At 39.1% G+C, this 23,841-nt stretch carries 22 protein-coding genes; 21 read left to right on the top strand and 1 reads right to left on the bottom strand.

What is annotated here, in order from left to right:
- The first annotated feature begins 11 nt into the window (after positions 1-11).
- The 18 genes from A7K50_RS01610 (at position 12) to A7K50_RS14125 (ending at position 19,750) form a co-directional block, all read left to right on the top strand.
- Positions 12-926 carry an ATP-grasp fold amidoligase family protein gene (locus A7K50_RS01610; protein WP_083916803.1) on the top strand — a complete coding sequence of 305 codons (915 nt, stop codon included), beginning with the start codon at positions 12-14 and terminating at the stop codon, positions 924-926.
- Positions 923-2,029: a sugar-transfer associated ATP-grasp domain-containing protein gene (locus A7K50_RS01605; protein ID WP_020492664.1), complete on the top strand. Its 1,107-nt coding sequence runs from the start codon at positions 923-925 to the stop codon at positions 2,027-2,029. The genes A7K50_RS01610 and A7K50_RS01605 overlap by 4 nt, the downstream gene beginning before the upstream one ends.
- On the top strand, positions 2,026-3,183 hold the full coding sequence (locus A7K50_RS01600) for a glycosyltransferase family 1 protein (RefSeq protein WP_020492665.1): 1,158 nt from the start codon (positions 2,026-2,028) through the stop codon (positions 3,181-3,183). The genes A7K50_RS01605 and A7K50_RS01600 overlap by 4 nt, the downstream gene beginning before the upstream one ends.
- Positions 3,143-4,213: a glycosyltransferase gene (locus A7K50_RS01595; RefSeq protein WP_119774501.1), complete on the top strand. Its 1,071-nt coding sequence runs from the start codon at positions 3,143-3,145 to the stop codon at positions 4,211-4,213. The genes A7K50_RS01600 and A7K50_RS01595 overlap by 41 nt, the downstream gene beginning before the upstream one ends.
- Positions 4,214-4,216: 3 nt before the next feature.
- Positions 4,217-5,431: an O-antigen ligase family protein gene (locus A7K50_RS01590; protein ID WP_020492667.1), complete on the top strand. Its 1,215-nt coding sequence runs from the start codon at positions 4,217-4,219 to the stop codon at positions 5,429-5,431.
- Positions 5,425-6,888, top strand: coding sequence for a hypothetical protein (locus tag A7K50_RS01585; RefSeq protein WP_119774500.1), 1,464 nt, complete (start codon positions 5,425-5,427; stop codon positions 6,886-6,888). The genes A7K50_RS01590 and A7K50_RS01585 overlap by 7 nt, the downstream gene beginning before the upstream one ends.
- Positions 6,861-7,571, top strand: a complete 711-nt coding sequence (locus A7K50_RS01580; RefSeq protein WP_119774499.1) for a hypothetical protein — start codon at positions 6,861-6,863, stop codon at positions 7,569-7,571. Before A7K50_RS01585 ends, A7K50_RS01580 begins: the two co-directional genes overlap by 28 nt.
- A complete protein-coding gene (locus A7K50_RS01575) occupies positions 7,568-8,836 on the top strand; it encodes a polysaccharide biosynthesis C-terminal domain-containing protein (protein WP_020492669.1) in 1,269 nt (422 codons plus the stop codon). Before A7K50_RS01580 ends, A7K50_RS01575 begins: the two co-directional genes overlap by 4 nt.
- A 145-nt stretch (positions 8,837-8,981) precedes the next feature.
- Positions 8,982-11,468 carry a DNRLRE domain-containing protein gene (locus A7K50_RS01570; protein ID WP_020492670.1) on the top strand — a complete coding sequence of 829 codons (2,487 nt, stop codon included), beginning with the start codon at positions 8,982-8,984 and terminating at the stop codon, positions 11,466-11,468.
- 195 nt (positions 11,469-11,663) lie between these two features.
- Entirely contained in the window at positions 11,664-13,055 is a 1,392-nt protein-coding gene (locus tag A7K50_RS01565) for a UDP-glucose/GDP-mannose dehydrogenase family protein (RefSeq protein WP_083916808.1), read from the top strand.
- A gap of 66 nt (positions 13,056-13,121) precedes the next feature.
- Positions 13,122-14,168 (top strand): SDR family NAD(P)-dependent oxidoreductase, encoded by a 1,047-nt coding sequence (locus A7K50_RS01560; RefSeq protein WP_026156557.1) that lies wholly within the window; start codon positions 13,122-13,124, stop codon positions 14,166-14,168.
- Positions 14,169-14,306: 138 nt separating this feature from the next.
- Positions 14,307-15,242, top strand: a complete 936-nt coding sequence (locus A7K50_RS01555; RefSeq protein ID WP_034382454.1) for a DUF2935 domain-containing protein — start codon at positions 14,307-14,309, stop codon at positions 15,240-15,242.
- Between the two features lie 254 nt (positions 15,243-15,496).
- Positions 15,497-16,135: a cobalamin-dependent protein gene (locus tag A7K50_RS01550; protein WP_020492674.1), complete on the top strand. Its 639-nt coding sequence runs from the start codon at positions 15,497-15,499 to the stop codon at positions 16,133-16,135.
- A 3-nt stretch (positions 16,136-16,138) separates the two neighbouring features.
- Complete coding sequence (locus A7K50_RS01545) at positions 16,139-17,311, top strand: uroporphyrinogen decarboxylase family protein (RefSeq protein ID WP_020492675.1); 1,173 nt, start codon at positions 16,139-16,141, stop codon at positions 17,309-17,311.
- A gap of 13 nt (positions 17,312-17,324) precedes the next feature.
- On the top strand, positions 17,325-17,468 hold the full coding sequence (locus A7K50_RS14130; RefSeq protein WP_020492676.1) for a hypothetical protein: 144 nt from the start codon (positions 17,325-17,327) through the stop codon (positions 17,466-17,468).
- A 316-nt stretch (positions 17,469-17,784) separates the two neighbouring features.
- A complete protein-coding gene (locus A7K50_RS01540) occupies positions 17,785-18,423 on the top strand; it encodes a cobalamin-dependent protein (protein WP_020492677.1) in 639 nt (212 codons plus the stop codon).
- Between the two features lie 3 nt (positions 18,424-18,426).
- On the top strand, positions 18,427-19,593 hold the full coding sequence (locus tag A7K50_RS01535) for a uroporphyrinogen decarboxylase family protein (protein ID WP_020492678.1): 1,167 nt from the start codon (positions 18,427-18,429) through the stop codon (positions 19,591-19,593).
- 13 nt (positions 19,594-19,606) lie between these two features.
- Positions 19,607-19,750, top strand: a complete 144-nt coding sequence (locus tag A7K50_RS14125) for a hypothetical protein (RefSeq protein WP_020492679.1) — start codon at positions 19,607-19,609, stop codon at positions 19,748-19,750.
- A gap of 122 nt (positions 19,751-19,872) precedes the next feature.
- Here A7K50_RS14125 and A7K50_RS01530 read toward each other — a convergent pair whose 3' ends face one another.
- Positions 19,873-20,751 (bottom strand): LysR family transcriptional regulator, encoded by an 879-nt coding sequence (locus A7K50_RS01530; RefSeq protein ID WP_020492680.1) that lies wholly within the window; start codon positions 20,749-20,751, stop codon positions 19,873-19,875.
- A 177-nt stretch (positions 20,752-20,928) separates the two neighbouring features.
- Here A7K50_RS01530 and A7K50_RS01525 point away from each other — a divergent pair, with 177 nt between their 5' ends.
- From A7K50_RS01525 to A7K50_RS14120, 3 genes are read left to right on the top strand one after another with little or no spacing between them, the layout of a single operon-like run.
- Positions 20,929-22,362, top strand: a complete 1,434-nt coding sequence (locus A7K50_RS01525) for an MFS transporter (protein WP_020492681.1) — start codon at positions 20,929-20,931, stop codon at positions 22,360-22,362.
- 3 nt (positions 22,363-22,365) lie between these two features.
- Positions 22,366-23,529 (top strand): uroporphyrinogen decarboxylase family protein, encoded by a 1,164-nt coding sequence (locus A7K50_RS01520; protein ID WP_020492682.1) that lies wholly within the window; start codon positions 22,366-22,368, stop codon positions 23,527-23,529.
- Positions 23,530-23,542: 13 nt separating this feature from the next.
- Positions 23,543-23,689, top strand: coding sequence for a hypothetical protein (locus A7K50_RS14120; RefSeq protein ID WP_020492683.1), 147 nt, complete (start codon positions 23,543-23,545; stop codon positions 23,687-23,689).
- The last annotated feature ends 152 nt before the right edge of the window (positions 23,690-23,841 follow it).

The following is a 23,841-nucleotide window of genomic DNA, read 5'->3' as shown; positions in this document are numbered from 1 at the left end:
GGATACATTAAATGAATCAAACATTAAAAAACATTTTATTAATACCAATGAATATTCTTTTTAAAATAAATCCAACAACTGAATTAAAATTATTATTTTTTCTGAAAAAAGGTTACAAACTCAATTTATCTAATCCTAGAACCTTTAATGAAAAAATAAATTGGATAAAACTTTATTATAGAAATGATTTAATTCCCATTTGTGCAGACAAATATACTGTTCGCCAGTATGTTGAAGATTGTGGTTACAAAGAGATTCTAGTTGATTTACTATGGGAAGGTTTTGATGCAAATAAAATACCTTTCGATAAACTTCCAAAGCAATTTGTATTAAAAGTAACCCATGGCTCAGGACTAAATATTATTTGCAGAAATAAAGATAAATTAAATATCGAACGTACAACAAAAAAGTTAAATAAATGGTTAAAACATAAATATCTTCCTTGCTATGGAGAATGGTTCTATAGAAAAGTAAGACCAAGAATTATCATTGAGAGGTTCTTGTCGGAAGACGGTGATACTTTACCTATTGATTATAAATTGTACTATTTTAATAATATCAATGGCGCCGGTGGTATTGAATTTACCGCAATACATACGGATAGGTTTACGAACCATAAGATGACAATGTATGATGCTGATTGGAATAAGATGAACGGAGTCTCATATGGATATCCCTCTGAAATAGATTATCAGGCCAAACCAAAGCATTATGATGAGATGGTAGAAATTACGAAGATATTAGCAAAACCTTTCTTACATGCACGGATAGACTTTTACATAATTCGAGATAAATTGTACTTAGGTGAAATAACCTTTACCTGTAGTGCAGGATTTGCAAATATTAAGCCTTATGAATTTGATGTCAAGATGGGAAGTTGGATTAAATTACCTGACAAAAGTGAACTTATAGGAGTAAATTTATGAAATTCTATATTTGGTTTGAAAAATTTATGGATTTAATTTTACGCCTATTATGGATATTGGTCGTCTGGATTCATGAGATGAAGAACATAAGGAAGAAGAAAAAACTATATTCAGAAATTCAACTGCAACCTCATCAGATTCAAGAAATTGATAGAATGTGGAAGCAGGCATATGGCAGGAAAATACCAAGGACCTGGAACAGATTATACCAAAGTTATATGGGTCAATTTGATGCTAAATACTTTCCAGAAATATTATTTACAACAAAATTAGAATTAGTGATGAACCAAAGACATGTTTGCAGAGTGCTATGTGATAAAAATTTGTTAGGAATCTTATTTGAAGATGATGAGGTTAAAGTACCCAAAACAATTGTCTCGAATGCCTGGGGTTATCTTTATGATGGAAGTCACAACATAATAACTGAAGAAAAGATGTTAGAGGTCCTAAAAGATGTGGGGAATATTGTTATTAAGCCAACCATTAACACTAACTCCGGTATCGGTATAACCATGCATAATATCCAAAATGGTATAGATTTATTATCAGGGGAGAGTGTTAAAAACATCATTATAAAATTAAATAATAATTATATCATCCAAGAAAAGTTAGTCGCACATTCTGATTATGCAAGACTTTATGACAAATCGATTAATACAATACGAATTATTACATATATTGTCGATAATTCTGTACATCATGGTCCGCTTGCCTTACGTATTGGACGAGGAGGGAAGTTTATTGATAATCTTCACGCTGGAGGTATTATGATTGGTCTTACAGATCATGGAATTTTAAATAAGGTCGGATTCAGTGAAATGCAAGATAGATTTTATAAGCATCCGGATTCAGGTGTTGTTTTTGAAGGATACAGCGTCTCTTCAACTTTGCAAATTATTAATGCTGCTAAAAGGTTACATGGGCGTATTCCCGGAATTGGTATAATCTCATGGGATTTTATGATAGATAAGGATGATAATGTGGTAATTATTGAGTGTAATCTTAGTTCTCAATCAATATGGTTTCCTCAGATGGTCAATGGTTGCAGCTTTTTTGGAGATGATACTGAGAAAATGATCAACTTAATTTCAAAGAAAAAATGATCACTATGTTAAAAATTTTAATTTTAAATACCATTGGTTTAGATTTTGAAGGCATCACGAATAGTATCACTTCTTATTTGGAAGCAACAGAACGCTCCGACATGAAGATTGACTTTGCTTTAGTCAGCCAGAACTTTCATCCGGAGATGCTTAGGATTATACGAGAGATGGGATGCGGCATACATGTGCTTCCGTTACGAATGAAGGAAACTTTCCGGTATTTTTTAGCTTTGCGCCGCTTGATAAAAAGAAATCAATATGACATTGTTCATGCTCATGGCAATAGTACCACATTAGCTATCGAGATGTGGGCTGCTAAATTGGCGGGTTGTAAAGTAAGGATTGCCCATAGTCGTAATACATGTACGAATTATCCTAGATTAAATAAGTTACTGCGGCCGTTATTTAATTTGTCCTATACACAGGGCTTTGCGTGTGGTATTCAAGCGGGCAAATGGCTCTTTGGCAATAAAGATTTCAGAGTAATCCCTAATGGCAAAGATATCTCAAAGTTTGCTTATAACCCAAACAGAAGAATTGAGCTACGAACAAAATTAAAATTAACCGGTAAGGTTGTTATAGGGCATGCCGGCAACTTCAATTATCAAAAAAATCATGAATATTTAATTAAGATATTCAAGGAGTTGGCTTGTGAAGATAAACATTATGTACTTTATTTGATAGGTGAGGGTTCACTTCGTCCACAGATAGAGAAAATGGTTGAAGCGTATGAATTAGAAGAACAAGTTATTTTTACCGGGAGTATATCCAATATGGCTGATATGCTGCAAGCAATGGATATTATGATCTTTCCGTCTAGATTCGAAGGCTTACCTAACGTGGTGTTAGAGTGGCAGATTGCCTGTCTGCCCTGTGTGATTTCTGACGTAATCACAAAAGAATGTAAATTAACAGATTTGGTTACCTATATGCCGCTGCAAGAAGGGCCGTCTGCATGGGCCGAAAAGATTCGTTCCATAAAAATCCCTGACAGAGAAAAGATAAAAGAGGGTGTATTAGAGCAAATCCAGGCGGCTGGTTTTGATATTCAGGAAAATGCCAAGCAATTAAAAGAAATTTATTATAAGTTAGTTGGAGGAGGTGATGAAATAAATGATGGAAAAAGCAAATCGTATCATCTTTATCAGCAATGAAGTAGCCAACGGGGGTGCGGGGCGCGTTATCAGTGTTTTAGCAAACGCCTTTGCAGGAAAAGGGTATCATGTTTCGGTATACGCTTTTAATAACAGGTATGAAACCTATCCAATGAATCAATGGGTTGAGCAAATCTTTTTAAAAGTAAGATATACACAAAAACTGATCAATAAATTGGACAGGATTCGGCAACTGCGAAACGTATTTAAAAACAACCCAGGTGCTACTATCGTTGCCTTCGAATACTTTGTTAACATGCAGACGATCATTGCGGGTTTGAGATTGAAAAATAAAATAATTATCTCCGAAAGAAATGATCCGACCCAACAGGATAATAAAAAAATGATTAAACCCCTCAGATCCTTTCTATATCGATGGGCAGACGGTCTGGTATGCCAGACACCGGGTGCTAAGGCCTACTTTCCAAAAGCGGTTCAAGAGAAAACAGTTGTTATTGCCAACCCTATTATGGAAGGACTGCCGGAATTGTTCTGGGGAGAAAGAAGAAAAGAAATCGTTAATTTTGGACGTTTAGAAAAGCAAAAGAACCTCTTGCTGTTGATTGATGCATTTGCATTATTTCATAAGGAGTACCCCGAATATAGGCTATCCCTTTATGGAGACGGCAGTGAAAGGAATCGAATAGAAACCTATATTGATCAAAAACACTTACGGCATTGCATTACTGTGCACAGAAGCATTCCAGATATACATGAAAAAGTAATCGAGTGTACCATGTTTGTTTCCTCTTCGGATTACGAAGGCCTTTCCAACTCTATGATCGAGGCGATGGCCATCGGTCTCCCATGTATTGTCACTGACTGCCCTTGCGGCGGAGCGAGAATGATGATTAATTCCTATGAGAATGGGATATTGGTTCCGGTGAGAGATGTGAAGGCCATGTTTGAAGCAATGAAATATATCATAGAAAACCCAGAGAAAGCAGCTGCTATTTCCAGGAATGCTACAAAAGTCAGTTTAGATTTGGCAGTGGGTAAAATAGTAACTGAATGGGAACGGATGATGTGATACATGATTTTATCGAATAGAATCAAAATAGTGGATATTTTGATCGTTTTATACATCTTTGGTTCTATAGTGCTGGACCCAGGAGATAATCTGTTAAGGCTGATTAAAGTCTTACTTGTTATCCCCTGCATTATCTATATTATGAAGTCACAAAAACTCTATCTTAATACTTATGTAAAATGGATGCTAGCCTTTAGCATATTTGCAGGGTTATCCTTTTCTTGGGCACTTTCTATCGATAATGCTGCTTATCGCTACCAGACGTTGGTACTGAATTTTATCGGAATTTATTGTCTGCTTGTGTATATTAAAAATCAAACTGACAGGATTACTTTGATATTAAATACAATGGTCTTTGCCCCAATGATTCTGGAAATGCGAGTTGTTATGTCTTTTGGGCTTCTTGCGTTTCAGGATACCAGAAACCTGGATAGTATAATGAGTTCCAATTTAATCGGGATGCGTGCCGGGATCGCAGTTGTGCTGGGTGCTTATTTATTTTTGACAGGTAAAAAATATAGAATCATTTACCTGTTCAGTATGGCCTTGAATACAGGGATTGTAATTTTGTCCGGATCGAGGAAAGCCATATTGTTTATGCTGATTCCGTTACTTTTGTATTACATCTTCAGTCAAAGTAATATTTTAAAACGCCTCAGAAATGCCCTGCTCGCAATTGGGTTGGTCTGTGTAGCCTTTTATGCGATTATGAATATTCCCTTTGTCTACGACATGGTTGGTTCTCGCTTTGAGACGCTGATCTATGGATTTATTGGTACTGGTAAAACAGATGGAAGTACGAGCATGCGGTTAAAGATGATCGAGTGGGGCCTGGAATGGTTTAAGATGAAGCCATGGATTGGTTATGGTATTAACAATTATATGAGTCTGCTTGGAACAATGAAAACTTATGCCGGAACAACCGGTGTCTATGCTCATAATAATTATATTGAACTGTTAGTTGATCTGGGGATGATTGGAACAGCAATCTATTATTTTATATATTTCAAGATGTTGGAGAAAGCTGTTCGCCTTAAAAAAAGGCTTGCCCCCTTACAATTGATCATGGTCACCATCTTGGTATCCATTATTGTAAATGAATATGGGATGGTATCTTATATCGATATATATACGCAAATTATCCTGGCACTCACCTGGACTTTACTTTTTAGACAAGAAGAAAAGGTAAACGGAAAAGGGGGCGGTTTAAGATGCTAGAGATATCAAAACAGCTTTTTTTTAACTGGAATAACAGCAAAATACATTATTGCCATTGGAAAAGCAATGAGCACCTCGAAGAAGGTCTAAATGGTTTGACAGATTTAGATGTACTTGTTTCTTTGGACAACAAAAATCACTGTGAAAGCATACTGAGGAACTTAAATTTTATTGAGTGTAATCCACAATACGGTTCTCGATATCCAGGCGTAGATGATTGGATTGGCTATGATGCCCAAACGGGCAGATTGATCCATATTCATCTACATTACCAAATCATAACCGGCCATCGAGGTCTGAAAGAATATAACTTACCTTGGTCGCAGGAGGCTCTTGACACAAGAATTAAAGACAATCGTACAGGTGTATATATCATGGAGCCAAATATGGAGATCATGACCCTGTATACACGTATTGCCCTGAAAGCATCATTAAAGAAGATTTACACTGCAAAAAGAGGCAATTTTAAATTAGACATCGGCACTTTAAAAGAAATAACTTATTTAAAAAAAAGAATTAACTTAACACCATTAACAATTTTAATAAAAAAATTTTATGGTAGTGACAAGTTGTTAAAAGAATTTATTGAAAGACAGACCCTTACTTCCGAAGACTTTTTGTCATTACACAAGTATATAACTAAAAGTATGATACCTTGTTGTACGATGAGCACATTTACGTCACTTGTGCAGAAAAATTATTTTAATATCGTGCTTCCTATCAGGAATTTATTAAGAAAAAAAGTTAAAAGGTTAATTATCTATAAAAAGACACCCCAAACTGGTGGAATGATGATAGCGTTTATTGGGCAGGATGGTTCAGGAAAAAGTACTGTGACGGATGAAATACTGGAATGGTTAACATGGAAGTTAGATGCCAATAAGTTTTATCTTGGCAGTGGAGAACACTATTATTCATGGCAAAAAACTTTAAAGAAAAAAATTGAAAACAAAAAAATCTATAAAATAGTAGCTGTGTTATCTGCTTTACTTACGTTAAGTAATCATATATCTGCTGCCAGGAGAACATATAAATCGCTCAACAAAGCAAAAAAATATGTTCTGTGCGGAGGTATTGCTATCTTTGACAGATATCCCCAAACAAAGCATTTTGGTATTAATGATGGTCCTAAGATTAGAGTTAACTATGTAGATAAAATTAGCAATCCATTGTTAAAAAAATATATACTTTACTGTGCCAAAGTGGAAGAGAATTATCTTATCAGGGCTGAAAAAATTGTTCCTGGACTTGTATTTAAACTGATTTTACCACCTGAAATATCGATCAAAAGAAAACCAGAGGAAGATTTTGATACCGTAAAAAGAAAACATGAAATAGTTAAAAGTTTATCATTTGAATATTCAAAAGTGTATTACATTGATTCGACCATGGAATATGGTAAAGAGATAAAGGAGATAAAAGAATTAATATGGGACAACCTGCGGAAACAAAGATAATCGAATTTAATGGGTTAGCAGGATGCGGTAAAACAACATTGGCAAGAGAATTAAAGGAAGAGTTAATTAGAAGGGGATATCGCGTCATTCTATTCGGTGAAGCTTATCATATATTTAAAGAGCACCCATTTAAAAACATAATTAGATGTTTTGAATGGCCGTTATTTCTTCAATACATAAGATTTTTTTTAGTAATAGGAAGAAAAAAAGAAAATACATTATTTATATATTGGGCTGCATTAAGAATTAGTTTGATCTATCGATGGTGCTTGAAAACCGGAGAATATAATTTCATTTTATGTGATCATGGTTTAATTCAAAATATAATTTCATTATTAGGATTTGATCAGTTAAAACATTGTGAAAGGTTTAATCGGTGTTTCACTTCTATCTTAAAAGCTGAGAGCAAGATTTATATCGTAAATTGCAATGTACCCATAGAATTATCCAGTAAACGGATACACATCAGAAAAAAAAACACAGGAAGATTGGATGTAATTAGCAATGATTTGGACTTGAAAAAGTTATTGCGAATAACAGAAATTAATTTTATTGCAGTACGCAACAAAGTAAAAACCATCCAAAAAGAATGGCCGATTATTGATCTTGAAACGGATAAACCAATACAAATAAACATACAAAGAATGTTAAACTTATTAAGTCAAAGGAACCAATACGAATGATTTTCGAAAAAACTATACGTAAACTGACAGATAACGCATATGTTTTTTCCATGTTAGCCAGAATTATTGGCGTAATGACAGGGTTAGTCCATTCCATACTCTATACCCGGTATTTAGGGGCGGAGTTGAGGGGTGAGGCTTCTGTTATTTTGAATTATGCAGGATTGATTTCTTTAGTTCTCTGTTTTGGTGTATATCAGGCGTATCCTTTTTTTAAAAAAAAGACTGGTCAGGATATTTATAGAGAATATATCAATTATGTTTTTGGACTGTTTTTCCTCTACATCATTATAAGTGCTATCTTAATTTTTCTTTTGGATTTACCGACGGATCTTAAAGTTGTAACTTTACTAATCCCATTACTGATGGGAATTAAGCAGTTAAACTATGTGGTCTTAATAGAAAATCCTAAATTGCGAAATACTGCCAGTATTCGACTTGACTTGTTTGATATCGCTTTTCTTGTTATTCTAATGATCTTTACAACAGCAAACTATTTTCTTTGTATCACTTTCTTAATAGTAAAACATTTAGTCTACTTTATCATTGCAGTTTCAAATTTAAAAATCAAAGTTAAAACTATTCGTCCCAATTTGAAAGGGATTTCTCCCTATATAAAATACGGCATTGTTCCAATGGTTACAGTTATTTTTATGGAAATAAATTATAAGGTTGATGTGCTTATTCTACAATATTTCAACATAGATATGGCTCAAATAGGTATTTACTCGCTGGGTGTACTGTTAGCAAATAAATTATGGATGATACCGGATGCGCTTAAAGATATATTACTATCTAAGCTTACTAAAGGAAGAACGGCTGAAGAAGTGGTCAAAATTAGCAGGATCTCATTTTTTATGATGCTTCTTTTTATTCTAGCTGCCGTGTTTTTTGGCAAACCAGTTATTTGTCTATTATATGGAGCTGAATTTAGCGGTGCCTATTTTGTTACGATGATATTATTAGCAGGAGTTTTAGGTATGGTATTTTACAAAATGGTTTATTCATACAATGTGGTGAATGGTCATAAAAATGTGAATCTGGTTCTTTTAGGTATAGCTGCAATTTTAAATGTGAGTTTAAATATTATCCTTATTCCATCATATGGCATAATGGGAGCTGCAGCTGCCTCTTTTGCTTCATATATAGTTTGTGGGATAAGCTTTTTAGTATATTTTTGTCTGAAAACAAGAACACCGTTATTAGATATGTTGATAATCAAGCGTAAAGATATTAAGATGATCTTTAATTTTATAAAGAAATAAGTATGGTCTGGCAAATACCAATAATAAGGACAAAGTTTAATAGCATAACTATGATATGAAGGCGATTTTCTTCTTCAATGGAAGTGATGGAAAAGAAGATTGCAAATATAAAAAATAATTGAATGAAAGATAAGGAGGATAATAAATGAGAACCCACAAATGGCATTTCTGGAGACCAATGTCAAAATGTCTTGCCATGGTTATTGTGCTTACTTGGATAACGCCCATTACCTATGCTGCTGAAAAACCCCAGGGTCAAGGTGGTTTTTTTCATAAGGTCAGGGTAATCGACACAATGAATATCGGGATTCCAAACCTAGGGGGGCTGACCTTCCTACCCAAAACAAATCAATTTGAGGTTATGAACACGAATCCATCGGACCCATCACTCTCACAATTTACTGATTTATTGTCAGTTACGATGGATGAAAAACTTGAAGGATCAGTTCGTATTCCGGTTGCCAAACTGGACTCTGTAAATACCGCATATGATGAGGATTTTGGCGGCTTGTTGATCTTAGAACAAAGCGGACAGAGCCTTGTCCTGGTTCCAACGGGAACTGACGGCAAATTGCAGCCATCTATGCTGACCCGGCAAAATATTCAATCTTGGAGATTGAAAAAGCCAAAGGGCATGACCGTGGATCATACCGGAAAACAGATATTTATTTTGGATTTGTCCGGGCCGAGTATAATTAAAATCACGCCAGCAGGCAGCAAGGGGTTGGAGAATGCATCTATTACAACGGTGGATCTTCGGCAACTTGGCATCTTAAAGCCCCATGGGCTGGCCTTTGATTCGGCAACCGGTCATCTTCACCTTTTTAGTCAAGATAACCAGACGCTATATGAAATAGCGCAGTCCGGAGAGATTGTAGCCACCCGCAACTTATCAACTTTTAAACTCACTAACCTGAAAGCTTTGGTTTTTGCGCCAAGCTTTGATCAGACTGATAATCCGCAGCAAACAAGTCTTTATCTGGCAGACAGTAGCCGTATCATTGAGTTGTCCTTATACGAACCGGTTGTTATGGCTGCAAGTACGTTTAGTTCAGTGCTGTACCATACCATCGACACTTCTAGTTTAACACCGCCGAGTCCTGATCCATGCGGCATCGAATATTTACCATCATCAAATACGCTTTTATTTTGTGATTCCGAAGTGGATGAAATGACCAATCTATGGGCAAACGCGAACCTATTTGAAACCACGCTTAGCGGTACAATCGTTAGAACTTCTAATATAAGATCTTTTACCAAAGAACCAACGGGCATTGCCTATAACCCTGCCAACGGGCATATGTTTATTTCGGAGGACGATGGGCATAGAATATTTGAGGTGGCACCCGGCAAGGATGGTTTTTTTGGCACTTCAGACGACACCCGTTCAGTGTTTATGACCTCATATTTTGGCTCGAACGATCCTGAAGGAGTGGCATTTGATTCTTCGTCCAACACCCTTTTTATCGTTGATGGTGTCAATGAAGAAGTTTATCTAATTAAGCCGGGTATCAATGGCCAGTTCGATGGTGTACCGCCATATGGTGATGATCTTGTGACAAACTTTGACACTACAATTTTAGGAGTACACGATCCAGAAGGAATTGGCTTCTGCCCAGCTACAGGCCATTTGTACATTTCAGACACAGCATCGAGGACTGTTGTGGCAGAGGTTACCGTAGCCGGTACTTTGGAACAAACGATTGATATCTCTGCAGCTTCAGCCCGAAAACTTTCGGGGATAGGCTTCGGACCGAGCAGTACCGATCCGGCATCTGTGGCTATGTATGTAACTGATCGCGGTGTAGATAACAATGTGGATCCAAATGAAAACGACGGAAAAATATATGAGTTATCCATACCAACGAACAACAATGCGCCAACCGTGAGTATAATCGGTCCTGTAAACGGAGCCTCTTATATGAGTGGCGACGCCATAAACTTCAGCGGAAGCGCCAGTGATACGGAGGATGGGAACCTGAGTGCGAGTATGACATGGACCTCATCGATTGATGGTTTAATCGGAAATGGCAGTTCATTTAACGTTAGCAATTTGACTATCGGTACTCATACCATAACAACCACAGTATCCGACAGCAACGGAGTGAGCAGTTCAGCGAGTGTTACTGTATCAGTAGACCCCATACCCCAGATTAGCAAGTTTACGCCAACCGACGATGCAAAGGTTAGCAGTATAAATCCGAATAAAAACTACGGCTCAATAACTACATTGGAAGTGCGTAAAAGCACATATACGCTCCATAGCTATCTTAAGTTCAATGTAACCGGATTAAGCGGTACGATGAAGAACGCTAAGATAAGGGTATATTCTGTTGCAAGCAGTAGAGATGGAGGTTCTATCTATGCTGTATCCAACAATTACAATGGAACCAGTATTCCCTGGTTGGAAAGTGGATTAACTTACAATAATGCCCCGAGTATAATAGGGGAGCCTTTGAGTACAAAGACGAAGGTAACAATTGATTCCTGGGTTGATTATGATGTGACAGCAGCGATTACAGGCAATGGAGAGTACAGCTTTGCTTTAGCAAACATTTCATCCCAGTATACCAAATATAATTCCAGTGAAGCTAGCCTCAACCTACCTGAACTGGTAATCGAGATGGAGTAGCAGGGATATTGTTAATATGTAGTTAACGATATTATGAAGGAAGAGTCCCTAAGGGCTCTTCTTTTTGTGCCGAACAAAAAAATGATTTATTGATTCTTGTATAGATTGGACTGGAATAAGATTACATAGGAGAGCGTTTGTCCAGATGTTTTTCTCCGAAGATCAATCAACGGAAATGGAGAATGATTAATGATTATGTATGACATAACATTTAAAACGTTATCCCCCCGATCTCAAAAGCCATTAAGTATTGAACGTCCGCTCAACATCACCGTAGCGGGGACGGGTTATGTTGGCTTGGTTTCAGGGGTATGTATGGCCCATAGAGGACATAACGTCACTTGTGTAGATATTAATGAGAAAAAAATAACAATGCTGCAACGGGGAACATCTCCAATTTACGAACAAGATTTACAGGAATTGATGTACCTTAATGAAGCGAGATTAACTTTTACGACAGACTATAAATCTGCTTACAAAAATGCAGATGCCATTTTTGTTGGTGTAGGAACCCCTGAACAGCCTGATGGTTCTGCTAACTTAGTATACATAGCAACAGTTGCAAGACAAATTGCGGAAACGGTAGAAAAGGACTGCCTCGTAGTGGTGAAATCCACAGTTCCCGTGGGTACCAATGATAAAGTCGAGAAGTTTATTCAGGATTTTTTAGCAAATGATGTAGAAGTACAAGTCGCATCAAATCCAGAATTCTTAGCTCAAGGCACGGCAGTACGCGACACGCTTGAGGCGGCTAGGATTATTATCGGCACAAATAGCCAAAAAGCCAGGGATACGCTTATAACAATCTATGAGCCGTTTGGCTTGCCGATCGTATCCGTGTCAAGACGCTCTGCTGAGATGATTAAATACGCCGCCAATGATTTTCTAGCATTAAAAATATCCTATATGAATGATATTGCAAACCTTTGTGAACTGGTCGGCGCCGATATTGAAGAAGTCGCCAGAGGGATGGGGTATGACAGCCGGATTGGCAGTAGATTCCTAAATGCGGGTATTGGATATGGCGGGAGTTGCTTCCCAAAAGATACGAAAGCACTAGATTATCTGGCAACTTTGCATGGGTATAACATTAGAACAGTTAAGGCTGCTATCGATGTCAATAACGATCAAAAACTCCTTCTGTATAAGAAGGCTTGTCAGCGGCTTATCACCTTTAATGGTTTGAAAGTAGCAGTATTAGGGCTAACCTTTAAGCCCGGGACTGATGATTTAAGAGAAGCCCCATCGCTAGCAAATGTACCTTTATTATTAACGCAAGGGGCGGATATTTATGCCTATGATCCGGTTGGTACGGAGAACTTTAAAAGACAATTTTTTAACACGGGTTTAGAACAAGAAGTGAAGTATGGCAAGAAAAGCATACATTATGTAAGGACAGCTGAAGAAGCACTGGATAGTGCAAATGTCTGCTTTATATTTACCGAATGGGAAGAAATTAAAGCACTGGAGCCGGGAGACTATAAGAAGCTCATGCGTACACCTCTTGTTTATGATGGCCGGAATATTTACGATGTAAATGAGATGAGAGAAAGCGGCGTTGAATACTATTCGATTGGCAGAAAATAATGGTATTAAGTGAGGATATTAGTTAGGAAAGCTATCTATCTATTATAAAAGGAGAAGTTGATGACCATGATAGAAGGATATAAGGAATTAGACCCGAGTAAACTTTATTTAATTACCGGCAGCGCCGGATTCATTGGTTTTTTCTTATCTAAGAAGCTTTTGGAACAAGGATGCAGAGTCGTTGGCATTGATAATATGAACGACTACTATGATGTGAATTTAAAGGAGAGCCGACTTAAGCTATTAGAAGAACAAGAACAGTACACTTTTATAAAAGAGGATATCTCAGATGGAGAAACCCTTAAGGAGGTCTTTGAAGAGTATAAGCCCGAGATTGTGGTGAATTTAGCAGCACAGGCGGGAGTACGATATTCTATTAAGAACCCGGATGCATATATTCAGAGTAATATTATTGGTTTCTATAATATTTTGGAAGCCTGTCGTCACAATCCTGTCCAACACTTAGTCTATGCATCGTCAAGTTCAGTCTATGGCGCTAATATGAAAGTGCCGTTTTCAACAGAGGATAAAGTAGACAATCCTGTTTCTCTCTATGCTGCATCGAAGAAATCCAATGAATTAATGGCGCATAGCTATAGCCAATTGTATAGCATACCTTCTACCGGCTTGCGGTTCTTTACTGTATACGGCCCGATGGGAAGACCGGACATGGCCTATTATGCTTTTACTCAGAAGATATTTAATGGCGAGGCCATTAAGGTATTTAACTACGGGAATTGTTATCGAGACTTCACCTATATCGATGATATTATAGAATCAATGATGAGGATACTTTGTAATCCGCCAGCTAAGAGAGTAGATAAAGACAGCATCCTCGATGGGTTACAATACGCAGTTTACAATATTGGTAATAATCGGCCGGAACAATTGATGGATTATATCGCTGCTTTAGAGAAGGCGTTGAGTAAAGCGGTCAGTCGAGAGATTGTTGCGAAGAAAGAGCTCCTTCCAATGCAACCTGGAGATGTAAAGGCCACGTATAGCGACAGTACACCCCTAGAGAGGGATTTTGAGTTTAAGCCGAGTACAACTATCGAGGAAGGGCTGCAACGGTTTGCGGATTGGTATGTTGATTATTATCGGATATCCTAATTTCTTGGAAGGATTGACAACAGCAAACTAGACAGATCCGTTAGAAAAAAGACATGAGGAGATTTCTAGAGATAATGGAATAAATGAGTTATTTGAAAAATACGTTTTAGCATAAGAGTTAATTTAGGAGGGATTTAATTGAACGCAATATTACTGCCAGGAGATTTTGTCCGGGAATCCCTGGAATTACACCTCTTTTTTGGACGAATTATGAAAGAGCACTCCATATTTCTCGAAGCTGGTTTTGTGGCGAAGGATGCAGCATTCGCGCGGCAAGCGGATATGTTTAAGACCCAATTTGCTGAATTATTAAGGGAAGCTGTTTTTTTGGCAAACGGGGTTATCAGTGAAGAAACATTAAGCTCAGGGGAATCAATAACAGATAAAACGCTACGAGCAGAACAAATTACTGAGGAACTATCCGGTATTGCTATTGAATCAGTTATTACGAATGAAGAATTCGGACTAACCCCTAATACCGGAATAAATCCAGCACAACTGGAGGCACAAGTCACTGTCTTAAATCAGAAAGCCATTAGTTTGACCAATGCATTGGTCCAGTTTAAAACCAACATACTTAACGGAATGCTTCAATGTAAATTGTTCACTTTTAATTTTCCTTTATTAATAATCCATATCCGAAGAGAAGCCTTATTTTACATAAATCATTTAGAACGGTTGCAACGGCACATGGCAATTGATTTTGTTCAGGAGGCTATTGAAGAAGAAAAATTTTGGAATAGGCAAATGGCGGAGCATGCACAGTTTATTCGTCACTTATTAGATCCAACTGAATCTAGCCTAATAGTCAAAGCAGAGGGCTTTGATAGGGAATTTCATTCACTTGAGCAAAGAGTACCAGCAGCCCAAAAAAAGACAGACATAGGACGTCTGACACGGGAAACTATTACGGCAACCCGAGCATTAAGGGATTTTAAAGCAGCAGGTACAGAAGGGCTACTAACATGTAAGATAAAATCAATAATCATTCCACTCTTAGCAGATCATGTATTAAGAGAAGCCAATCATTACCTTAGAATATTAAACAGGTCAAAACGGGATTTACAATTATAACACCTTAGATTATTTCTATCATTTCAAAATAGACAGCATATTTGAATCAATAGAATGGAATTGGGATACTGTTCTAAGCTAAAATACAAAATCGGGGTTTGATCCCGTTTGTTTTTTTATGGACAAATTATCGTCAACTAATTCATGTGTTTTTAGCAAATGATATCTTTACTTGTATAGACGAGTAAATGAAATAAGAAAATTATTTCAGCATTGCAGAACTAAACAAAAAAATTCAAGGAGGATGATTGAAAGTGGTGGATTTGAAAGTCCTGACTCAAGCGATGTCCGATTTGGACGAAGACGTGTTAAACAAGGCGATTGATGAAGTACTAAGCAAAGAAAACAATGCAGCAGAAGTTCAAGAAGTTGTTAAAGCCTGTCAGCAAGGTATGACGCTCGTAGGTGAGCGTTATGATTCGGGCGAATATTTTATCGGGGACCTGGTCTTTGCCGGGGAAGTGTTACAAAGCGTAATGGACAAGCTCAAACCGGCTTTAAGTGCAGGGTCCTCAGCAAAAGGCGGAAAAATTGTCCTGGCTACCGTTTTCGGAGATCTTCATGACATAGGTAAAAATATTTTTAGATCCATGGTTGAGGCCGCAGGTTTCGAGGTGATTGACCTGGGGATTAATGTTCCGGTTAGCCAGATCGTGGACAAGGTAAAAGAGGTTAACCCTGATATTGTCGGATTAAGCGGTGTACTGACCTTGGCGCTGGACAGCATGAAAGAAACAGTTGACGGTCTTGCTGAAGCAGGCCTTAGAAATTCAGTCAAGGTAATTATCGGCGGAGTACCGGTTAATGAGGTTGTTTGTAAAAGCATAGGAGCCGATGGTTTCTCGACTAACGCTGCTGAAGGCGTAAAAATATGCCAGAGATGGGTGGGTTGATCAATGAGTGAAGTTGTGAATCTATATCAAGAGCGTCTGGACCGGGTTTATAAAACCTTGAGGCTGGAACAAGCAGACCGCGTTCCGGTGTTAGGCACTTATGGTACCTGGAGTGCCTATTATGCAGGATATACCGATTCTGAAACCAATTGGGACACAGATAAATGCGGGAAAGCAATGATGAAAGTGGCGAATGATATTCCGTTGGATATGCTTCATCAGCCCTTTTCCAGACCTGGCGGCGTGTATCAGGCGTTGGGGAGCAGTTCATTCCATTATTTAAGTGACAGCAATATCGTTCAGTATTCCGATGAGGGTGCGAAAATAATGAAAGATGATGAATATTCCGAATTTACTAAAAATCCATTCAGGTTTTTGGTAGAAAAGGTTTTGCCGCGAAAATATGCCGAACTGGCCAAAGACTCCCCGATGAAGGATTTGGCATTTGCCAAAGGCGCCATGAAGTTCGGAATGTTTGGCGCCCAGAAGGGAGCCATTAAGGGTTCGCTTGCCGCACAAGGAATGCCTGTGTTATTTGACGGTATTATTTTACACCCGATGGATTGGATTGCCGATTTCTTCCGGGGCATTAAAAACACATTTATGGATATCCGCCGTCGTCCGGTTGAGCTCGCTGAAGCCATCCAAGCGTTTACACCGTTGGTCATCAGACTCGGTATGGGTCAGGTACACATGGGACCGCCGAGTCCAAATCCCAAAGTTCTTCTTATGCCGCTGCATTTACCTACGATGCTCAAAACAGCGGATTTTGACAAGTATTACTGGCCGTCATTTAAAATGATTATGGAATTCTTCGTTGCCCATAATGTCTATGTCATACCGTTCTACGAAGGGGATTGGTCACGTTATTATAATCATCTTCAAGAACTGCCTGCCAAGAAAACAATGGGCTGGTTCGAACATGGCGATCCCAAAGAGCTTAAGGATAAACTCAAAGATACCATGTGTCTTATCGGAGTTTTCCCGGCGACTTTACTGCAGTATGGCACCAAGGAAGAGTGTATTGCCAAAGCGAAAGAATTATTGGATGATCTGGCGCCTGGCGGAGGATACATTTTTGGTACTGATAAAGAACTTATTGCGCCTCAGGATGCGAAAGCAGAAAATGTTATCGCCGTAAACAAGTTTGTCATGGAGTATGGTATTTATAAATAGGAGGTACCTCGCGATGGAAGAAAAGTTATTGATTTCTTGGAGTGATATCGTTAAGGAGCATCCGGAGCTCGCAGATAAAGATCCAGCAATGGGCATGAATTGGGATATCGGGCAGGAAATGATTTTTGCCTATGTCACTTTCCTGGCGCTTTTTTAAAACGAAGAAAATATATTACCACCCGGGAAATAGGAACAAGAATATCATATGAAGCAAAGGCTTAAAGCCAGGAGAATATCCTGGCTTTTTTATCCGGCCTTTTAGGTTATATTTTTGAACAGATCACGCGCCCCTAATTTTCATTTGTTTTTTTACTGATAATAATTTTGAAAATTTAAAATATATAAATTACCCCCTTAGTAAGCGCTAAGATTTTTTAAATTTTACCTATGATATATTAACTTGTATAGACAGCAAATTTTATTATCATAGACTAAAAAAATAGCTGTAAAAAACTTAAGGAGGATGGTTTGAAGTGGTAGATTCGAAAGTCCTGATTCAAGCGATGTCCGATTTGGACGAAGACGTGTTAAACAAGGCGATTGATGAAGTACTAAGCAAAGATGACAATGCCGCAGAAGTCCAAGAAATTGTTAAAGCCTGTCAGCAAGGTATGACGCTCGTAGGCGAGCGCTATGATTCAGGCGAGTACTTTATTGGGGATTTAGTCTTCGCCGGGGAAGTGCTGCAAAACGTCATGGACAAGCTCAAACCAGCTTTAGGCACAGGGTCCTCAGCAAAAGGCGGAAAAGTCGTCCTGGCTACTGTCTTCGGAGACCTTCATGATATCGGTAAAAATATTTTCAGGTCCATGGTAGAAGCCGCGGGTTTCGAAGTGATCGACCTGGGGATCAATGTTCCGGTTAACCAGATCGTGGACAAGGTAAAAGAGGTAAACCCGGATATTGTCGGATTAAGCGGCGTACTGACTTTGGCGCTGGACAGCATGAAAGAAACAGTTCACGGTCTTGCTGAAGCAGGCCTTAGAAATTCAGTCAAGGTGATTATCGGTGGCGTACCGGTTAATGAGGTTGTTTGTAAAAGCATAGGAGCCGATGGTTTCTCCACAAACGCAGCTGAAGGTGTCAAAATATGCCAGAGATGGGTGGGTTGAGCAATGAGTGAAGTTGCGAATCTGTATCAAGAACGTTTAGACCGAGTATTCAAAGCCTTTAATCTGGAGCAGCCGGACCGTGTACCGGTACTGGGTACTTATGGGTCTTGGTGCGCCGAGTTTGCAGGGTATACGGATGCAGAAACCAACTGGGATATAGAAAAAGGCGGCAAAGCCATGATGAAAGTAGCCAGCGAAATCCCGCTGGACATGGTTCATAACTACTTTGGCAGGCCTGGCGGCGTTTATCAGGCGTTGGGGAGCAAGGCATTTCATTATCTGAGTGACAGTACTGTCGCTCAGTATTCGGATGAGCATGCCCAAATCATGACAGCTGATGAATATCCGGAGTTTGCCAAAGATCCGTTCAGGTTTTTAGTAGAAAAGATCTTGCCGCGGAAATATGCCGAACTGGCCAAACCTTCACCGATAAAAGACTTAGCATTTGCCAAAGGCGCTATGAAATTCGGCATGTTTGGGGCACAATCTGGGGGTATTGTAGGCGCGCTTGCCACGCAATACGGAATGCCTATGCTATTTGACGGTGTTATTTTACACCCGATGGATTGGATTGCTGATTTCTTCCGGGGCATTAAAAATGCCTTCATGGATATCCGCCGTTGTCCCAATGACTTTTTGGCGGCTATTGAGGCATTTACGCCGTTGATTATCAGGCTTGGTATGGGTCAGGCTCTTATGACGCCGCCGAGGCAATATCCGAAGGTTCTGGAATTACCGATTCATTTGCCCACAATGTTGAAAACTTCTGATTTTGATAAGTTCTTCTGGCCGGCGTTTAAAACGATTATGGAGTTTTTTGCTTCCCAGAACATCAATGTCGTACCAATTTATGAAGGCGATTGGTCTCGTTATTACGATCACCTACAAGAGCTGCCTGCCAAGAAATCCATGGGTTGGTTTGAATACGGCGATCCGAAAGTAATCAAAGAGAAACTCAAGGATATCATGTGTATTTCCGGGCTTTATCCTGCGACCTTGCTGCAATTTGGCACGAAGGAAGAATGTATCGCCAAGGCCAAAGAATTAGTGGATATTCTGGCCCCGGGCGGCGGATATGTATTTGGTACGGATAAGGAACTGATTACAGGTAAAGCGGAAAACATCATCGCCGTAAACAAGTTTGTCATGGAGTATGGTGTTTATAAATAGGAGGTGCTTCACGATGGAAGAACAATTGTTGATTTCTTGGAGTGATATCGTTAAAGAGCATCCGGAACTCGCAGATAAAGATCCTGCGATGGCTATGAGCTGGGATATTGGACAGGAAATGATCTTTGCCTATGTAACTTTCCTGGCGCTCTTTTAAAACAAAGGAATAAGGAACTAAATATAAATTAAGCAAAAGTAAGTAAGACAACCGGGTTTGGTCCCGGTTGTCTTTTGTTCACTTTGCATAATTGAGGAGTAAAGTGAAAGAGAAATTCCAATTTACTCTGAGAATGTCTCAAGAAATTTTTTGGTTACCTTAGACAAATATCTGTCCTTTACCCATACCACTGCAGGTTCCTTTTCAAGGAAAGATTCCTTAATATGTAGAATTTTTATCTTGTCATAAAAAACAGGGTTGATGCTGAATTTGGGGACTAAGGTCAACCCAACTCCCAAAGTAACCAAAGTCAGCAGTGTAGAAATATCAGGGCAATCGAATATTACATCAGGCATTAAGCCGTACGCATTAAACTTTTCGAGGATTTCCTCATATAAACCTCTTCCCTCAATTCTTCTCAATAGAAGGAGAGGATAGGTAACAATATCTTGTAAGCTTATAGTATCCTCAGGAAAAAACATGTTCCAGTCTGATGGTATTACAACCACAAACGGCTCTTTGGGCAAACGTAGGGCCTTAATTTCTTTGGATTTAACGGGAAGTAATAGCAAAGCAACTTCAATTGATCTTTTCTCCAACATTTCTTCAAGAAAACGCGAATCGCCCAGCAATAATTTAAAATAAAGTTTTGGATATTGATCCTGAAGGAGCTTAATTCGGCCAGGCAGTAAGGAAACGCAAGTTGACGACGCGCCAATGAGTAGCGTTCCTCGAATTCCATCTCTGAATTCTTTGACTTCTTTTTTAGTATCTTCCATTAAATTCATCAATTCTACTGCGCGTTGATACAACAATATTCCAGCCTCAGTCATTTCCCAACGTTTGGAGTCTCTGATAATTAACGTCGTTCCCAGCTCATCTTCGAGCTGCTTGAGTTGTTGGCTCAGAGGGGGCTGGGCCATATTCAAAGCCTTTGCTGCCAGTGTAATCTGTCCTTTTTCAACAATTGTCCGAAAGTAACGTAATTGACGTATATCCATGAGTACCCCTTTCTTGATTCGATACAAAAATCATATGCATATATCACTATATATATATTATACATATCAATGGTTTCCTGATAAACTAATTTTTAGAAAATACAAAAAATTATAGAAATGGTTCAAGAGGACAAATATCTTTGAGCCAAATAAATCAAGTATGAGAGGAGTTTATTTATGACGGAACAAACAGAAAAAGGATGGCAAAGCTACCATACGGTATGGGCAATGTTGTTTATTGGCTGGGTCGTATCATATGCTGATCGCGCATGTACTGGTCCGGTGGTGAGCTGGATGATTGCCAATAAGGTGGGTTTTTTGAGCGCTGCTGCAAACCCGTATGCCCTTGGCGGATTACTGGGAAGCTTATTTTTTGCCGGATACATGCTGACACAATTTCCTGGAGGATACTTCGGAGACAAATTTGGTTATCGCACAATCATTGTTATTAGTATCTTCTGGGCGGGAATTACAACACTTTTAACCGGTTTGATTGGCGGCTTGATGGTTTTTGTTGCTTTACGTGTATTAACCGGGTTAGGCGAAGGCGTTCTTTATTCAAATGACCGCTCCTTGGTTGCCCAGGTGACTCCCCCTAAGAAGCTTGGTTTAGGAATGGGTGTCGTTATGGCCGGGCTTACTGTGGGGCTGTCGGCGGCTTTGGTTGGAACAATATATTTGATAAATGCGGGTAAGTCTGTTTTAGGTCAAAATGCATGGAAAATGCCGTTTATCGTTCTGGGGATAGTTACCATTGTCGTGGCTATAATCATGCGGATTGCTTTAAAGCCGAAAGATAAAAGCGTTTCTGAAAATTACATGAAGGCCATAATCAATTTATCTAAATATTCCATAGTTTTCTTGATTGTCATTATGGCTATTTATTTTGCGGCAAATACGGTAGGATTAAGTGATATAATGATTGCTGTCATTTTATCCTTCTTGGCCATTGTATTTTTAGGCTATATTGTCGTTACTAAAGGCGGCGAGGTTGGCCCTGTACTAAAGGATAGAAACCTTATTCTTATCTACCTTGTACACATCCCCTTATTATGGCATCTCTGGTTTTATAGTTTTTGGGGCGGTGCCATTGTCAAAGATTTTGGTGGCGGAACGCTCACTGCGGCGCTTCTTGTTATATCATTTAATGCCATTGCCGGAGTCATCGGTTTTCCTTTGGGCGGCAAAATATCCGATATGGTTTCCCATAAACCCAATGGCCGCCGCAATACATTTATCGTCATGTTGGCGCTAATGACATTATTTATTTTTATCTTCACAGCCTATGTAACGACCGGTGGAAAAGATATGGTTATTCAATCCATTATACTATTTCTTTCGGGTTTGATTTACTTCGCTTTATGTCCGGTCGGACACGCCCTAGCTTCAGAGAACGCACCGGCCAATTTACGTGGCGCAGCTTTCGGCACATTGAATCTTGTTTCTGAGATCGGTGCTATTTTGGCTCCGGTAGTCTCCGGTGTGCTTCGCGGAAGCTCAGGAAATTGGGGGTCAGCTTTGATTTTAGATGGTATTTTAATGGGTGTAGCTTGTCTCTTGGTTATCGGCGTGCGTACTAAAATTTCTTCAAATAATGGGTTGGTGGGTTGATCAATGAGTGAAGTTGCGAATCTGTATCAAGAACGTCTAGAACGGGTATTCAAAGCCTTCAATCTGGAACAGCCAGACCGCGTACCTCTGCTTGGCACGTATGGTTCCTGGTGCGCCGAGTTTGCAGGGTATACCGATGCAGAAACAAACTGGGATATGGAAAAAGGCCGTAAAGCCATGATGAAAGTGGTCACTGAAATCCCGCTGGACATGGTTCATCGCTACTTTCCCAGGCCAGGCGGTGTTTATCAGGCATTAGGGAGCAAAGCATTTCATTATTTGAGTGACAGTACTGTCGCACAGTATTCGGATGAGCATGCCCAAATCATGACAGCCGATGAATATCCGGAGTTTGCCAAAGATCCGTTCAAGTTTTTGGTAGAAAAAATCTTGCCCAGGAAATACGCCGAACTGGCCAAACCTTCACCGGTAAAAGAACTGGCATTGGCTAAAGGCGCTATGAAATTCGGTATGTTTGGGGCGCAATCCGGAGCTATTGTCGGTGCAATGGCCGGTCAATACGGAATGCCCAAACTTGTTGATGCTACGATTATCCACTCGATGGATTGGATTGCTGATTTCTTCCGGGGCATTAAAAACGCCTTCATGGATATCCGACGTTGTCCCGGGGAACTTTTAGCAGCAATAGAGGCGTTTACACCGTTGGTCATCAGGTTTGGCATGAGCCAGCTTAACATGGTTCCACCGAAACAATATCCCAAAGTTGTTTATATACCGATGCATTTACCAACGATGTTGAAAACATCGGACTTTAACAAGTTTTACTGGCCGTCCTTTAAAAAGATCATGGAGTTTTTTGCTTCCCAGGATATCAATGTCGTTCCAATTTATGAAGGCGATTGGTCTCGTTATTACGATCACCTACAAGAGCTGCCTGCCAAGAAATCCATGGGTTGGTTCGAATACGGGAACCCTAAAGAGATCAAGGATAAACTCGGAGATACCATGTGTATTTCGGGACTTTATCCGGCAACTTTACTGCAATTTGGTACGAAAGAAGAATGTATCGCCAAGGCCAAAGAATTAGTAGACATTCTGGCACCAGGCGGCGGATATGTATTTTGTACCGATAAGGAAATCATCACAGGCAAGGCGGAGAATATCATCGCAGTAAACAAGTTTGTCAAGGAGTATGGTATTTATTGATAGGAGGCGCTTCATGGTAGAAGAAAAATTGTTGATATCCTGGAGTGATATTGTTAAACAACATCCGGAACTCGCAGATAACGATCCTGCGATAGGTATAAATTGGGATATCGGACAGGAAATGGTTTTTGTTTATGTAACTTTCCTGGCGCTGTTTTAAAACAAAGAAAATACGGAAGAATTAAAAGACAATCGGATTTGATCCCGGTTGTCTTTTGTTCACCTGCATAATTGAGAATAGGTGCAGTAATGGACTTGTTAAGTAACGTAAACCATGTGGTTACAAAAAAATGTTGCAACTATATAATAGAA

Source organism: Dehalobacter sp. MCB1, assembly GCF_003590275.1.
Classification (GTDB): Bacteria; Bacillota; Desulfitobacteriia; order Desulfitobacteriales; family Syntrophobotulaceae; genus Dehalobacter.
This window is presented reverse-complemented; position numbering and strand designations above follow the sequence as displayed.